Source organism: Dickeya zeae NCPPB 2538 (genome assembly GCF_000406165.1).
Classification (GTDB): domain Bacteria; phylum Pseudomonadota; class Gammaproteobacteria; order Enterobacterales; family Enterobacteriaceae; genus Dickeya; species Dickeya zeae.
Window position 1 is genome coordinate 2,587,623 of the sequence record NZ_CM001977.1, and the last position, 14,364, is coordinate 2,601,986.

At 55.8% G+C, this 14,364-nt stretch carries 15 protein-coding genes and 1 riboswitch; of the genes, 1 reads left to right on the plus strand and 14 read right to left on the minus strand.

The window, feature by feature from the left end:
* Positions 1 to 156: 156 nt before the first annotated feature.
* From moaE to DZE2538_RS11345, 8 genes are all read right to left on the minus strand, one after another.
* Positions 157 to 609 carry a molybdopterin synthase catalytic subunit MoaE gene (gene moaE / locus DZE2538_RS11315; protein WP_019845642.1) on the minus strand — a complete coding sequence of 151 codons (453 nt, stop codon included), beginning with the start codon at positions 607 to 609 and terminating at the stop codon, positions 157 to 159.
* A gap of 1 nt (position 610) precedes the next feature.
* Positions 611 to 856, minus strand: a complete 246-nt coding sequence (gene moaD, locus DZE2538_RS11320; protein WP_012885131.1) for a molybdopterin synthase sulfur carrier subunit — start codon at positions 854 to 856, stop codon at positions 611 to 613.
* On the minus strand, positions 853 to 1,335 hold the full coding sequence (moaC, locus tag DZE2538_RS11325; RefSeq protein WP_012885132.1) for a cyclic pyranopterin monophosphate synthase MoaC: 483 nt from the start codon (positions 1,333 to 1,335) through the stop codon (positions 853 to 855). Before moaC ends, moaD begins: the two co-directional genes overlap by 4 nt.
* A gap of 6 nt (positions 1,336 to 1,341) precedes the next feature.
* Positions 1,342 to 1,854: a molybdenum cofactor biosynthesis protein B gene (moaB, locus tag DZE2538_RS11330; RefSeq protein WP_019845643.1), complete on the minus strand. Its 513-nt coding sequence runs from the start codon at positions 1,852 to 1,854 to the stop codon at positions 1,342 to 1,344.
* Between the two features lie 44 nt (positions 1,855 to 1,898).
* Positions 1,899 to 2,888 (minus strand): GTP 3',8-cyclase MoaA, encoded by a 990-nt coding sequence (gene moaA, locus DZE2538_RS11335; RefSeq protein WP_038916375.1) that lies wholly within the window; start codon positions 2,886 to 2,888, stop codon positions 1,899 to 1,901.
* Positions 2,876 to 3,021, minus strand: a riboswitch (molybdenum cofactor riboswitch). It overlaps the preceding gene by 13 nt.
* Positions 3,022 to 3,341: 320 nt before the next feature.
* Positions 3,342 to 3,482, minus strand: a complete 141-nt coding sequence (locus DZE2538_RS20380; protein WP_019845645.1) for a DUF2474 domain-containing protein — start codon at positions 3,480 to 3,482, stop codon at positions 3,342 to 3,344.
* Entirely contained in the window at positions 3,482 to 4,489 is a 1,008-nt protein-coding gene (cydB, locus tag DZE2538_RS11340) for a cytochrome d ubiquinol oxidase subunit II (RefSeq protein WP_038916376.1), read from the minus strand. The genes DZE2538_RS20380 and cydB overlap by 1 nt, the downstream gene beginning before the upstream one ends.
* Position 4,490: 1 nt before the next feature.
* On the minus strand, positions 4,491 to 5,906 hold the full coding sequence (locus DZE2538_RS11345) for a cytochrome ubiquinol oxidase subunit I (RefSeq protein ID WP_038916377.1): 1,416 nt from the start codon (positions 5,904 to 5,906) through the stop codon (positions 4,491 to 4,493).
* Between the two features lie 569 nt (positions 5,907 to 6,475).
* Here DZE2538_RS11345 and DZE2538_RS11350 point away from each other — a divergent pair.
* Positions 6,476 to 7,396, plus strand: coding sequence for a gluconeogenesis factor YvcK family protein (locus tag DZE2538_RS11350; protein WP_012885139.1), 921 nt, complete (start codon positions 6,476 to 6,478; stop codon positions 7,394 to 7,396).
* Here DZE2538_RS11350 and DZE2538_RS11355 read toward each other — a convergent pair.
* The 6 genes from DZE2538_RS11355 to bioB all read right to left on the minus strand — a co-directional run bounded on the left by DZE2538_RS11355 (position 7,393) and on the right by bioB (position 14,298).
* Positions 7,393 to 7,845, minus strand: coding sequence for a VOC family protein (locus DZE2538_RS11355; protein ID WP_038916378.1), 453 nt, complete (start codon positions 7,843 to 7,845; stop codon positions 7,393 to 7,395). The two genes, DZE2538_RS11350 and DZE2538_RS11355, sit on opposite strands and share 4 nt — an antisense overlap.
* Positions 7,846 to 7,917: 72 nt before the next feature.
* Positions 7,918 to 9,930 (minus strand): excinuclease ABC subunit UvrB, encoded by a 2,013-nt coding sequence (gene uvrB, locus DZE2538_RS11360; protein WP_012885141.1) that lies wholly within the window; start codon positions 9,928 to 9,930, stop codon positions 7,918 to 7,920.
* A 733-nt stretch (positions 9,931 to 10,663) separates the two neighbouring features.
* Complete coding sequence (gene bioD / locus DZE2538_RS11365; RefSeq protein WP_038916379.1) at positions 10,664 to 11,344, minus strand: dethiobiotin synthase; 681 nt, start codon at positions 11,342 to 11,344, stop codon at positions 10,664 to 10,666.
* The gene (bioC, locus tag DZE2538_RS11370) at positions 11,337 to 12,119 is read right to left on the minus strand and encodes a malonyl-ACP O-methyltransferase BioC (RefSeq protein ID WP_038916381.1); all 783 of its coding nucleotides are present in this window, start codon (positions 12,117 to 12,119) and stop codon (positions 11,337 to 11,339) included. Before bioC ends, bioD begins: the two co-directional genes overlap by 8 nt.
* Positions 12,106 to 13,260 carry an 8-amino-7-oxononanoate synthase gene (bioF, locus tag DZE2538_RS11375; protein WP_038916382.1) on the minus strand — a complete coding sequence of 385 codons (1,155 nt, stop codon included), beginning with the start codon at positions 13,258 to 13,260 and terminating at the stop codon, positions 12,106 to 12,108. The genes bioC and bioF overlap by 14 nt, the downstream gene beginning before the upstream one ends.
* Complete coding sequence (gene bioB / locus DZE2538_RS11380; protein WP_038916383.1) at positions 13,261 to 14,298, minus strand: biotin synthase BioB; 1,038 nt, start codon at positions 14,296 to 14,298, stop codon at positions 13,261 to 13,263.
* Between the last annotated feature and the right edge of the window lie 66 nt (positions 14,299 to 14,364).

Genomic DNA, 14,364 nt, shown 5'->3' on the forward strand with positions numbered 1-14,364 from the left:
AAAATAGAAATAAAAATGATTCTTATTAATTATTATTCGAACACTATAGTGATGCAACTTTTATAAGCGGCTGCTTTTTATCGTTTTTATTCCAGTAGTAAAATCATATCGCCAGCAATGGTGTAGCGGCGGCAATCAATCCACCGCCGTCACCGCTTAGGACCAGCGTTCTGCCGCCTGTCGATCGCTATCACGGGCATCGACCCAACGGTCACCATCCTGCGTGGCTTCCCGCTTCCAGAACGGTGCACGCGTTTTGAGGTAATCCATGATGAATTGCGCCGCATCAAACGCAGCCTGACGGTGGGCACCGCTGACGCCAACAAACACGATTTCGTCACCGGGGAAAAGCGCCCCGACACGATGAATCAGGCTGACACGCTGAATCGGCCAGCGCTCACGTGCCGCCTCGATAATCTCAGCCAGCGCTTTTTCCGTCATCCCCGGATAATGCTCCAGGGTTAACGCACTGACGTTATCCCCCAGATTATGGTTACGCACTTTGCCGGTGAACGTGACGACGGCGCCGTCAGTATCGCTGGTTGACAGCCAGCTGTACTCGTCGCCTACGCTGAACGGTTCCTGTCCTACCCGAATACGTGTGTCCATGTCAGCCTCCGGTAACCGGCGGGAAAAACGCCACTTCGTCGCCATCGGTCAGCGGATGCGTCATCGCCACCAGCGACTGGTTAACCGCCGCCAGCAGCTTGCCGTCTTCCAGCGCCAGCGCCCAGCGGTCGCCACGTTCACACAGCGCCTGACGCAGCGATGCCACATCCTGATAGTCGGCAGGCAGGGATAACCGGTCAATACCGGTGAGCTCGCGCACCTGCGCGAAAAATAACACCGTAATCATGATGCCTCCGCCTTAAAGTCACCGGATTTACCCCCGCTTTTCGCCAACAGCCGTACCGGCCCTATCACCATGTCTTTCTGCACCGCTTTGCACATGTCATAAATGGTCAACGCCGCGACCGAGGCGGCGGTCAATGCTTCCATTTCCACCCCGGTCTTACCGGTTAACCGACACAGGGATTCGATGCGCACCCGGTTATGTTCCGGTTGCGCTTCCAATTCAACGGCAACTTTACTGAGCAATAGCGGGTGGCACAGCGGGATTAACTCCCAGGTGCGTTTGGCGGCCTGAATGCCGGCGATACGGGCGGTGGCGAACACATCGCCTTTATGATGCTTGCCGTCGATAATCATCGACAGGGTATGCGGTGCCATTTCCACAAAGGCTTCGGCACGTGCTTCACGCACGGTCTCTGCCTTGTCGGAAACATCCACCATCGCCGCTTCACCGGCGGCATTAATGTGGGTCAGTTGTGACATAACAGCTTACTTTTTCAGGTGAGGATAGAGGTTACAGGGTTTCTGGCGCGCATCCAGTTGCTCGCGAATAATCCGCTCCCAGGCGGTACGACAGGCTTTGGTCGAGCCCGGCATCGCAAAAATCGCCGTTTGGTTAGCCATACCGGCAATGGCGCGCGACTGGATAGTAGCAGTGCCTATCTCTTCATAGGACACCATGCGGAACAGTTCGCCAAATCCTTCGATTTCGCGATCAAACAATACCCGGATAGCTTCCGGTGCGAGATCGCCAGCGGTAAAGCCGGTACCACCGTTAATCAGAATCACCTGCACATCCTCGCGGGCTATCCAGGCAGATACCTGTGCACGGATGTGGTAGAGGTTTTCACTAACAATCGCGCTGCCCGCCAGATGGTGCCCATCATGCTGCAATGCTTCGCGCAGATAATCACCAGACGTGTCGTCGTCGGCCGTACGGCGGGAGGATATCGTCATTACCGCCACACGCAGAGGAACAAATTCACTGCTGACCTTGCTCATAAACACTCCGTAACGGTATGCGTAATACCGTATTGCGCGGCCGCTTAGCCGCCAATAAAGGAAAGATTCGGGGTAATGCCGCTGTCGCCATCATGCAGAAAATGCGACTCTCGTTTGCTGCCAAGGCCACCGGAAATACGCAATTTCAGCGCGTCCAGTTGCTCGTCATCCATCAGCAAATCGCGCAGAGGAATGCCCTGCTCGCCAAACAGGCACAGATGCAAATTGCCGATGGCCGAGACCCGCAGGCGATTGCAGCTCTGACAAAAGTCTTTTTCATACGGCATGATTAGCCCCACCTCACCCTGATAGTCCGGGTGCGAGAATACCTGCGCCGGGCCATCGCTGCGCGAACGAACCTGCTGTTGCCAGCCTTGCTGTAACAGACGCTCGCGAATCACCTGCCCGGAAACATGATGGCGGCGGAACATCTCGCGCCCTTCGCCGGTTTCCATCAGTTCGATAAAGCGCAGTTGGATAGGCCGGGTGCGGATCCATTCCAGAAAGGTGTGCAGGCTGTTGTCGTTAACATCACGCATCAGTACGGTGTTGACTTTCACCCGCTGGAATCCGTTAGCGAAAGCGGCATCGATGCCGTCCATCACCTGACGGAATTTGTCCTGCCCGGTAATGGCGTGAAACGCCCGGGCATCCAGACTGTCGACACTGACATTGAGCGCCGTCAACCCGGCGTCGCGCCAGCTCGCCACATCCCGCGCCAGCCGGTAGCCATTAGTGGTCACCGCCAGCGTACGGATAGCCGGATTTTCACGAATCGCAGCGATAATGTCGACAAAATCCCGTCGTAAAGAGGGTTCGCCACCGGTCAGACGCACCTTTTCCGTGCCCAGTTCGGCAAACGCCCGGCCAACACGGCGGATTTCATTCAACGACAAAAAACGATGAGGGGTCGCGCCATTGGGCTGATAGCCGTCCGGCAGACAATAAGTGCAGCGGAAATTACAAACATCCGTTATCGACAGACGCAAATAGTAAAACTTGCGCGCAAACGCATCGGTCAGTTGACTCACCATAAACACCTTTCCAAATACGGGAGATGCGGGCATTTCTACCCTGCACCCTGGTGACCCCTCAGGTCACGGCCAGGAAACCCTATTCGCGCTGACTCTCGAACGTAGGTTCCAAGGCTAGGAGTTTGATTTCCCGGCATCGAACACCGATGTCGGATAACCGTGATTACTTCATGAAGTCTATCGCCAAATCAAGCCATCCGTCACTGAAAATGCGGTATATAATCTTGTATATAGCGGATTTCATTCACTATTTTCACGTTCAGCATAGCGGAAATCCGATCAATTTTTCTGACCTGTATCATGGTATGACCGATATCCTCTACTCCCATCGGAGTAAACCGCTCCCAATGGCGACAGGTTGTACAGTTAACACAAACCGCCCGCGATGCTACAGCGGGCGGTTCGTGCTCATGCAGAGGCTGATTGATGCCAATTAAGCGATGTGACTCATGGTTAGTGGGTTTTCAGCCCGGCAGCCGTCATCAGCAGGCGAAATACCGTTGCGACCACACCGAGTGCAAGCACACTGGCTCCCCATAACATGACCATCCATAACAGCCGTCGCCATAGCGATGGCGCGTTTGTCCCCGCCATCAGTGGTATCCCTCCTCAGGCCTTACTTTTCCCCGGAAAACGTAGTAACTCCAGAAGGTATACCCCAGAATAACCGGGATAATCAGCAAGGCACCAAACAGCATAAATCCCTGGCTCTGCGGTGGCGCAGCGGCGTCCCACAGGGTCAATCGCGGTGGAATGATCATCGGCCACAGGCTGATACCCAGCCCGGTAAAGCCCAGGAAGATAAGCCCCAGCGTCAACAGGAAAGGCGCGTAATGCGCCTGGCGGCGAACACTACGCACAATACCTGCCGCACACAGCACCACCAGAATCGGAACCGGCAGGAACCAAAACAGATTGGGCAGCGAAAACCAGCGCTGCCCAATGACGGGGTGAGCCAGCGGCGTCCACACGCTGATGACGCCAATGACCACCAACAACAACGCCACCAGCGACGGTGCCAGCGCCGACATACGGCTATGCAGCGACTGTCCGGTTTTCATGATAAGCCAGGTACAGCCCAGCAGCGCATACGCCACCACCAGCCCAACACCGCAAAACAGCGAAAACGGTGTCAGCCAGCCGAATACCGGGCCGGAGAAATGGCGATCGGTCACCTCAAAACCATTGAGCACCGCCCCGACGGTCACCCCCTGAAAAAAGGTCGCCACCACCGATCCCCACAGGAAGGCACGGTCCCAAAACGGACGGTGTGACGGCGTCGCTTTGAAGCGAAACTCGAAGGCCACACCGCGAAAAATCAGCCCCACCAGCATCAACGTCAGCGGGATGGTCAGCGCATCGACGATCACCGCGTAAGCCAGCGGAAAGGCACCAAACAACCCGGCCCCGCCGAGCACCAGCCAGGTTTCGTTGCCATCCCACACCGGGGCGACGGTATTCACCATCACATCCCGGTCGGCCGGGTGCTGATGAGTCAGAAATAAAATGCCAATACCCAGATCAAAACCGTCCATCACGATATACATCAGGGTGGCGAAAATAATGATGGTGAACCAGACAACAGAAAGCTCAATACCCATGTTATTTCCCCTCTCCCAACACGTCCTGCGCCGCCGATAACGGTCGCGCTGGTGTCTGCGCCAGTCCCGGTTCGCCGTTGGGCGCACCCTCCCCCTCACCCGGTCGCGGTCCTTTTTTAATCAAGCGCACCAGATAGGCATACCCCACGCCAAATACCGACAGGTACACCGCAATAAATAGCAGCAAACTCACGCTCATCTGTAGGTCACCGTGTGCCGATACCGCCTCACGGGTGCGTTGCAGGCCGTAAACCACCCACGGCTGACGGCCGACTTCGGTGGTGAACCAACCGGCCAGAATGGCGACCAACCCCGACGGCCCCATCAGCAGGGTGAACCACAAAAATGGCCGCGACTGATACAAACGCTGACGCCAGCGCAGCCACAACCCCAAAACCCCTAGCAGGATCATCAGCATTCCCAAACCGACCATGATGCGAAACGACCAAAACACCACCGGCGAGTTGGGCCGTTCGTCTTTAGGGAAGCTCTTCAATGCCGGAACCTGTTTATCCAGACTGTGGGTCAGGATCAGGCTCCCCAGATAAGGAATTTCCAACGCATAGCGGGTGGTTTCACGCTCCATATCCGGCCAGCCCACCAAAATCAACGGTGTCGGTTCGCCGGGTGGGTTATCCCAGTGGCCTTCAATCGCGGCAATTTTAGCGGGCTGGTATTTCAGCGTGTTCAGACCATGCATATCGCCCAGCAACGCCTGAATGGGGGCGACAATCAACGCCATCCAAAGCGCCATCGACAACATTTTGCGAATTGCCGGGGTATCGTTGCGCCGAAGCAAATGCCAGGCGGCAGACGCACCGACAAAAAAGGCGCTGGCAAGAAATGCCGCCGTCGCCATATGCATCAGTCGGTACGGGAAAGAGGGATTGAAGATAACCGCCAGCCAGTCTACCGGCACCACCACACCGTTATGAATTTCGTGCCCCTGCGGGGTCTGCATCCAACTGTTGGAGGCGAGGATCCAGAACGTGGACATGATCGTACCGAGTGCCACCATGCACGTCGCGAAAAAGTGCAACCCCGGCCCGACCCGCTGCCAGCCAAACAACATGACACCGAGAAAACCGGCTTCCAAAAAGAATGCGGTCAGCACCTCGTAGGTCAACAATGGGCCGGTAATGCTGCCAGCAAACTGCGAAAAACCGCTCCAGTTGGTACCAAACTGGTAGGCCATCACCAGACCGGACACCACACCCATACCAAAGTTAACGGCAAAGATTTTCGACCAGAAATGGTAGAGATCACGGTAGTCGCGGTTTCTGGTTTTCAGCCACAACCCTTCCAGCACAGCCAGAAAACTGGCCAGCCCAATAGTGATGGCGGGAAAAATGATATGGAAGGATACCGTGAACGCAAACTGTATCCTTGCCAGATGAAATGCATCGAGTCCAAACATGCCTTACCCCTGGACTGTTATCAGCCCTGCTATCGTTTTACTTGTCGGCTGGCACGCAGGCCAGAATCAGGAAACAGCGCCGACGTGCGCCGATGACATAACGCGCGGGAAATATCGCGCCGAGGCGAGATACCACCGGCACTGATCTTAAAATGGGCAGGAGTGAATGGGTATAAACAGTCTGCGTTATTTAGACTATAACAGTTTGGACATCATTTAATAAATTCATTATCAATCAACAATAAAATCAAATGATAATTTTAAAAGTCCTTTGAAAACAAATTAATGGTAAATATCGATAGAGATATAACAGAATAATTTATTACAAATTAAATCAGGAAAAAATATATTCCCCCCTCGGTATCGTTGCCTGTCTGATATCCAGCCAGCCTGTTCACCACCAGACGTTGCAGTATTCGCGGTACGGTTTGCCGCGAGTCGGGCAGATGCCCTTTACCCTGTTGATAACCAGCGCTGAAATTTTCTGTTGGCGCTTATGCAGCTTTGGGCAAAGATGTGGTATATAACCGCTACTTTTTAGGGTAGATAACCGAAATATAAGGGCAGGTATGGGCAATCGCACGTTGGCGGAGCTGGGTAGCGTGGTCGCGCTGGGTGGCGGCCATGGACTGGGGCGCGTGATGTCATCGCTCTCTTTTCTCGGCTCGCGGCTGACAGGCATTGTCACCACCACCGACAATGGCGGCTCTACCGGGCGCATTCGCCGCTCGGAAGGCGGTATTGCCTGGGGCGACACCCGTAACTGCCTTAATCAGTTGATCACCACCCCCAGTGTCGCCTCCGCCATGTTTGAATACCGCTTCAACGGCAACGGCGAGCTGTCCGGCCACAACCTGGGTAATTTGATGCTCAAAGCGATGGATCACCTCAGCGTGCGTCCACTGGAAGCCATCAACCTGATACGCAATCTGCTTAACGTCGACGCGCTCTTGATCCCAATGTCAGAGCAGCCGGTTGACCTGATGGCGATTGATGCGCAAGGCAACCCGGTGTACGGCGAAGTGGCGGTCGATCAACTCGCCGCACTGCCGCAAGATTTGATGCTCTACCCAAGCGCACCGGCCACACAAGAGGCGTTGACAGCGATAGCCGAAGCAGACCTGATCCTGATTGGGCCAGGCAGCTTTCTCACCAGCCTGATGCCGCCTTTACTGCTGACCGATCTGGCTCAATCGCTGCACAACGCACGTGCGCCGGTGGTCTATATCGGTAATCTGGGGACTGAACAAAGCCAGATAGCCACCCGTCTGACACTGGCCCAAAAGCTGCAACTCATCGAAAGCAAGATCAACCGGCGTATCATCGATGCCGTTGTTGTCGCTCCCCAAACCGATACCCACGGCGTGAACGACCGCCTGATTATCCGACAGCCGCTGGGGGCACACGATGTCCCTCACCACCACGATCGCCAATTGCTGCAGGCCGCGTTAGAGCAGGCCGTGCAAGCGTTGGGGCTGTGCCCGGCTTAAGGTTCAACCCTCAGCCACGGCGTATGGGTCACCCCCACTAGCAGCCCCTCAGGGCTGAGGAAGCGGGTGACCGTCTGCCCCCAGGGTTCCAGTCGGTTATCCACCAGTAATGGGTAACCCTGTTGTTTGATTGCCTCGGTCGCCGCCCCGATATCCGCCACTTCCAGTTCCATCCAGCCTTGCGGAATCGGATAGGTTGACGGCCAGCTGTCGGTACCAAAGCAGGACTGGCTCGCCTGTGCCAGCGGCCATAATGCAAAGTGCTTCACACCGTCCAACGTATCGCAGGTCAGGTAGGCGTAATTACCTTCCATCGGTTTTATCGGCAGATTCAACAAGGTCTGATAGAACGTCTGGCTGGTCGGCACCGACACCGTTATCGGCCCAAAGCCAGCGACGAACAGGACATCGACACCAGAAAGCGGCACATCGGGGATCGTATTTTTCATCACGCTATCACTCTTGTATTCAGCAGTATCGCGTCACGCCGCTGGCAACGCATGCCAACAGCACCAACGCAGTCAGGATGCCGCAATAAACTGTTCGCGCAGCGCATGGATTTCGTCGCGCAGACGGGCGGCCTCTTCAAACTCCAGATTCTGTGCATGAGTCAGCATCTGGCTTTCCAGCTCACGGATTTTCTGATCCAACGCTTTCGGCGACAGTTGCTGATACCGGGCCGCCGGTTCCGCCGCTTTCTTGCCGCGACCTTTGCCCTTGCCGTTGACAGACTGACCAATCTGCAAAATGTCGCCAATCTTCTTGTTCAGCCCCTGCGGCACAATGCCATGCTGCTCATTGTAGGCCTGCTGTTTCTCACGGCGGCGTTGGGTTTCATTGATGGCGCGCTCCATCGACGGCGTAATCCTGTCGGCGTACAAAATCGCCTTGCCGTTAAGGTTACGTGCCGCACGGCCAATGGTCTGAATCAGCGACCGCTCCGAGCGCAGGAAGCCTTCTTTGTCGGCGTCCAGAATCGCTACCAGCGACACTTCCGGCATGTCCAGCCCTTCACGCAGCAGGTTGATCCCCACCAACACGTCGAACTCGCCCAGTCGCAAATCACGGATGATTTCTACCCGCTCCACGGTATCGATATCCGAGTGCAGGTAGCGTACCCGCTCGCCGTGCTCTTCCAGATACTCGGTCAGGTCCTCCGCCATACGTTTGGTCAGGGTGGTAACCAGTACTCGCTCGTTAATGACCGCCCGCTTGCGGATTTCCGACAGTAAATCGTCCACCTGCGTGGTGACCGGGCGCACTTCCAGCACCGGGTCCAGCAGGCCGGTCGGCCGCACCACCTGATCAATTATCTCGCCACCAGATTTTTCCAGTTCGTAATTACCCGGCGTCGCTGAGACATAAATGGTCTGCGGTGCCAGCGCTTCGAATTCCTCAAACTTCATCGGCCGGTTATCCAGCGCCGAGGGCAAGCGAAAGCCGTACTCCACCAGCGTTTCTTTACGCGCCCGGTCGCCACGATACATCCCACCCAGTTGCGGGATAGTGACGTGGGATTCGTCAATCACCAGCAGCCCATCAGCAGGCAAATAGTCAAACAAGGTTGGCGGCGGTTCGCCGGGGCCGCGTCCAGACAGAAAGCGGGAGTAGTTTTCAATGCCGGAGCAATACCCCAGCTCATTCATCATTTCCAAATCGAAGGTGGTGCGCTGTGCCAGCCGCTGCTCTTCCAACAGTTTATTGTTGGCCAGCAACACCTGACGGCGTTCTGCCAGTTCGACTTTGATCTCTTCCATCGCCTGCAAAATGCGTTCGCGTGGCGTCACATAGTGGGTTTTCGGGTAAATGGTGTAACGCGGTACGGTTTGCACGATGTGGCCGGTGAGCGGGTCAAACAGCGACAGCCGCTCCACTTCTTCGTCAAACAACTCGACCCGCAGCGCTATCTCATCGGATTCCGCCGGAAAAATATCGATGACCTCACCGCGAACCCGGAAGGTGCCACGGCTAAAGGCCTGATCGTTACGGGAATACTGCAACTCCGCCAGACGACGCAAAATAGCTCGCTGATCAATCAGCATGCCTTGCGTCAGGTGCAGCATCATCTTCAGGTAGAGGTCCGGGTCGCCCAGACCGTAAATGGCGGAGACCGACGCCACCACCACCACGTCACGCCGCTCCAGCAAAGCCTTGGTCGCAGACAACCGCATTTGCTCGATATGTTCGTTAACCGAAGCATCCTTCTCGATAAAGGTATCGGAGCTCGGCACGTAGGCTTCAGGCTGGTAGTAATCGTAGTAAGACACGAAATACTCCACCGCGTTGTCCGGAAAAAACTCCTTCATTTCGCCATACAACTGCGCGGCCAAGGTTTTATTCGGCGCCAGCACCATGGTCGGCCGGTTGAGGTCCGCAATCACGTTAGCGATGGTAAACGTCTTGCCGGAACCCGTTACCCCCAGCAATGTCTGATGCGCCAGCCCGTCTTCCAGCCCCTCTTTCAGACGACGTATCGCTTCAGGTTGGTCGCCTGCGGGCTTAAAGGCAGAATGCAGTTTGAACGCTTTACTCATGAACAAGACACCCGGATAAAAAACGGTTGGAATCACGCATCAGAGACGAGTCGGCATGACCCGCATCATCGACAGGAAAGGGATACGTCTAGTATGAAAACCCCCAGCCAGATTTGCCAGCCTCATATTACTGGATATAAAAACAGCATCAAGTAATTCTTAACCATTGACCACACACCAGCACGTGCCCTCGTTGACTAGCACAGAGTGATGTTGCTATCCAGCAAAAAATCTCGCATTTATCCCCAGAAATACTGTTTCTCAAATTATCTGCTACGACCAGTGCCGGTAATTTATTCAGGTCTGCCGCTCTGACATAAAAGTGACTTGATTTTAATTAATTTACTGATTTTAAAGTACTTCATAAAAAAGCGGAGTTTAGCACCAAACCCGGTGCAACCCGCGCCAGCTCTTGGCTGGCGCGTTTTTTCTAACCCTAATACACACAGTTATCCACAGAAATAGTGGATAACTCCCACAAGCGCCCGCGCCTCCTGTATTGGCGTCTTTCGTTACCTTGGTCCGTTAGAGACCGGCAAACGACTTTTAAACAAAATTTCCGTGTTTGACGTGCCGCTTATTATAAAAAAAAGTGCTAAATGACACAGACTTAGCAAAAAGAAAAACTGCTGACCCAGTGGTTCGATCAGCAGTTTTCAAGATGGTTTTCTCTATCAATTTCAATTAGGAACAGGGATAAAACCACCACCCACGCAACATTCACCCAACTTCGTTAACCTCTTAGTAAAGTGATGTTTAAGTAATCGCCGATATCCTGCTGAAACGGCTTGGATAAATACGGGATTTCGCCTAACAGCGGTGCCGGAAGGTTATCTTGTAACGTCTGCAAATAGGCACGGTGATAACGCCCTGGCGGCTGCACAACATTGGCAATCCACCCCGCCAGCCTGACACCCGCGTGCTGTACGGCCTGCGCGGTGAGCATGGCGTGATTGATGCACCCCAGTTTGACGCCGACGACTAAAATCACCGCTAACGCCTCTTCCTGTACCCAATCAGCAAAGGTTTGCTGGGCACAAAGCGGCGTAAACCAGCCGCCCGCCCCTTCAACCAGGACCCAGTTCGCCTGACGCTCAAGCTGGCGCAGGCCGTCACTGAGGCTAGAAAAGGCAATCGGTCGATTTTCCTCTGCACTGACGATATGGGGCGATGTCGGTTCCATAAACGCCAGCGGATTAACCGCATCGTACGGCAGTGCCAGCGTGCTGTTAGCCTGTAGCTGCAAGGCATCGCTATTGCGGACGCCGTGTGGGGTGAGCTCACACCCGGATGCTACAGGCTTATAACCTGCCGTACGGTATCCGGCCCGGCGGGCAGCCTGCAACAGCGCCACGCTGGCAACGGTTTTCCCCACTTCGGTATCGGTTCCGGTGACAAACCAGCGCTCAGTCACGGTGAATCACTCCAAAAATGCGTTGATAGGTGAGCGGATAGCCTTGTGGATGACGGCTATAATGCGTAGCCAGCGCCGTCAGTTGCCGACGGTTCAGGCCGCGCGGCTCCCGCCCTTCCCGCAGCCAGGTCGCCCCCACACCTTTGACGGAGCGCATCAGCTCAAGTACATCGGGGAAATAGCATGTCGCGGGGGCCGGCGAGATATCCGCATGGTAACGACGACAGGCTGAAACAATGGCTTCCAGCGACAAGAATCGATTAATACGCCGGGAGCCATCCAGTTGCTGCCAGGCGTCATCCAGCTCGGCCAGCGTCCCCTGCGCCAGCGTACAAAAGGCAATTACCCCGCCAGACCGGGTGACCCGATAAAGCTCGGCCAGACCGGCGGCAAAGTCATCACACCATTGCATCGCCATATTGCTGAAACTGATATCCACGCTGCCATCCGCCAGCGGCAAGTGCTCGATATCTCCCAACAGGTAATGGGTCGCCGCCTGACGCTGACGCGCCATCGCCAGCATATCCACGGACAGATCCAGCGCCGTCACCCGTTTTCCGCACGCCTGCCAGCGCGCACTGAAATAGCCGGTACCACAACCGGCATCCAGCAGTTCGCCGCCGCGATGTTCACCAACCAGAGTCATCAGGTGTTCGCCGCTTTCACGCTGTAGTGCGGCAAAGCGGTCATACTGCGAAGCCGCCCGGCCGAAAGCACGGGCGATCGCCTGTTTATGGGGGGACGACGCGTTCAACACCCCGTCAACCTGCGTCATGCAACACCTCCAGCAGTCTGTCGATATCGTCAGGCTGATGACTGGCTGTCAGGGTAATGCGCAAGCGTGCTGTACCGGGTGGCACGGTGGGCGGCCGTATGGCGTTGACCCACAGCCCCGCGGAACGCAATTGTTGCGACAGCGCCAGCGACCAGGCGTTATCACCGACAATCAACGGTTGAATGGCGCTTTCTGATGCCAGCAGGCGAAACGGCAGGCCAGCAGCCCCCTTGCGAAAACGTCGGACATTCTGCGCCAGCGCGTCACGCCGGGCCTCGCCATCATCGCCACGAATAATCATCAGCGCCGCTGACAGCGCACAGGCTTGCGCCGGTGGCATGGCAGTGCTGTATATCAGATGGCGGGCAAACTGTAGCAAGTATTCTGCAATCGACTGACTGCACAGCACCGCCGCGCCACTGACGCCAAAGGCCTTGCCGAAGGTGACGATCAGCAATTCGGGTTTCACCCCTTGTTGCGCGCAACAGCCGCGACCGTGCTCCCCCAGCGTGCCGATACCGTGGGCATCATCCACCATCAGCCAGGCGCTATGCTCGCGACTGCACTGGTGCAATGCCGCCAACGGTGCCGTATCACCATCCATGCTGAATACCCCTTCGGTGACTACCAGCGTCTGGCCGCCAACCGGTTTTTCCAGCAATGATTGCAACGATTCTGGCTGGTTATGGTGAAAGCGGCGTAGTGTCGCAGGTGACAGGCTGGCGGCCTCCAGTAACGAGGCATGACTGAGGCGATCCGCCAGAATGCGGTCGCCTTCTGCCATCAGTGCGGTTATCACCGCCTGATTCGCGGCAAAACCGGAGATCATCAGCACTGCCCGGTCATATCCCAGCCAGTCCGCCAACTGTTGCTCCAGTTGTTGGTGTGCGGTGGTATAACCGGTTACGTGACCGGAGCCACCGCTGCCCACGCCGAACTGCTGCGCCCCTTGCTGCCAGGCGCGCACTATCGCCGGGTGCTGACTCAACCCCAGGTAATCATTACAGGAAAAATTGAGATAACGTTGTTGCTCGCGCACCAGCCAGCGACCGCTGCCACCGTCATTGGCAAGACGCACCCGGTAGGCGTCTTGCGCCTGCCGCTGTGCCAGCGCCTGATCGATCCGTTGCTGCCAGCTCATTTATACCGCCGCGTTGTAATATTGCTCAGTATCGGTATGCAGCAATTGCTCGGTCAGATGCTGCTGTTGCTGGTTGTCGCCGTATTCGGTTTGGGTTTGCTGCGGGTTAAGCCCCAGTTTGCGAAACAGCAACAGGTCCTTATCTTCTTTCGGATTTGGCGTCGTCAGCAGCTTGCAGCCATAAAAAATGGAATTGGCACCCGCCATAAAACACATCGCCTGTGTCTGTTCGCTCATCTGTTCGCGACCGGCGGACAGCCGCACATGAGATGTCGGCATCATGATGCGTGCCACCGCAATGGTGCGGATAAAATCGAACGGGTCCACATCGTCGTTTTCCGCCAGCGGCGTGCCCTTCACTTTCACCAGCATGTTGATGGGGACACTCTCCGGCGGCGTCGGCAGATTGGCCAGTTGCACCAACAGGCCAGCACGGTCACGCACCGTTTCGCCGAGCCCGACAATCCCGCCGGAGCAAACTTTGATGCCTGCACCACGGACTTTATCCAGCGTATCCAGCCGCTCCTGATAGGTACGGGTAGTGATGATATTGCCGTAAAACTCCGGCGAGGTATCCAGGTTGTGGTTATAGAAATCAAGCCCGGCCGCCGCCAGTCGCTGCGCCTGATCGCCATGCAGCGTACCCAGCGTCATGCAAGTTTCCATACCCATCTCTTTCACGCCGCGCACCATCGACTCCAGATACGGCATATCGCGCTCGTGAGGATTTTTCCACGCCGCGCCCATACAGAATCGGGTTGAGCCGGCGGCTTTTGCCTGACGGGCGGACGCCAGTACCTGCTCAACCTGCATCAGCCTTTCGGTTTCAATGCCGGTGCGGTAACGGGCGCTTTGCGGACAATATTTGCAATCTTCCGGACACGCGCCGGTTTTGATGGATAACAGTGTGCTGACCTGCACCTGACGAGGATCAAAGTGCTGGCGATGCACCTGCTGTGCCTCAAACATCAGTTCCAGAAACGGCTTATCAAACAAGGCTTGCGCCTGTTCCAGGGTCCAGTTTACGCGTTCGGTCATCGTCATTGCTCCGGGTAAAAAAGTCTCGCCAGTGTAATTTATGTGGGTATACTGTCAACCAAATTG

What these genes read in the sequence shown, in the direction of transcription:
- cydB (WP_038916376.1), bottom strand. Translation starts at nt 4,489, where the DNA reads ATGGGTATTGAGCTTTCTGTTGTCTGGTTCACCATCATTATTTTCGCC.
- DZE2538_RS20380 (WP_019845645.1), bottom strand. Translation starts at nt 3,482, where the DNA reads ATGGCGGGGACAAACGCGCCATCGCTATGGCGACGGCTGTTATGGATG.
- bioB (WP_038916383.1), bottom strand. Translation starts at nt 14,298, where the DNA reads ATGACCGAACGCGTAAACTGGACCCTGGAACAGGCGCAAGCCTTGTTT.
- uvrB (WP_012885141.1), bottom strand. Translation starts at nt 9,930, where the DNA reads ATGAGTAAAGCGTTCAAACTGCATTCTGCCTTTAAGCCCGCAGGCGAC.
- bioC (WP_038916381.1), bottom strand. Translation starts at nt 12,119, where the DNA reads ATGACGCAGGTTGACGGGGTGTTGAACGCGTCGTCCCCCCATAAACAG.
- moaE (WP_019845642.1), bottom strand. Translation starts at nt 609, where the DNA reads ATGGACACACGTATTCGGGTAGGACAGGAACCGTTCAGCGTAGGCGAC.
- DZE2538_RS11350 (WP_012885139.1), top strand. Translation starts at nt 6,476, where the DNA reads ATGGGCAATCGCACGTTGGCGGAGCTGGGTAGCGTGGTCGCGCTGGGT.
- moaC (WP_012885132.1), bottom strand. Translation starts at nt 1,335, where the DNA reads ATGTCACAACTGACCCACATTAATGCCGCCGGTGAAGCGGCGATGGTG.
- DZE2538_RS11345 (WP_038916377.1), bottom strand. Translation starts at nt 5,906, where the DNA reads ATGTTTGGACTCGATGCATTTCATCTGGCAAGGATACAGTTTGCGTTC.
- DZE2538_RS11355 (WP_038916378.1), bottom strand. Translation starts at nt 7,845, where the DNA reads ATGAAAAATACGATCCCCGATGTGCCGCTTTCTGGTGTCGATGTCCTG.
- moaB (WP_019845643.1), bottom strand. Translation starts at nt 1,854, where the DNA reads ATGAGCAAGGTCAGCAGTGAATTTGTTCCTCTGCGTGTGGCGGTAATG.
- moaD (WP_012885131.1), bottom strand. Translation starts at nt 856, where the DNA reads ATGATTACGGTGTTATTTTTCGCGCAGGTGCGCGAGCTCACCGGTATT.
- moaA (WP_038916375.1), bottom strand. Translation starts at nt 2,888, where the DNA reads ATGGTGAGTCAACTGACCGATGCGTTTGCGCGCAAGTTTTACTATTTG.
- bioF (WP_038916382.1), bottom strand. Translation starts at nt 13,260, where the DNA reads ATGAGCTGGCAGCAACGGATCGATCAGGCGCTGGCACAGCGGCAGGCG.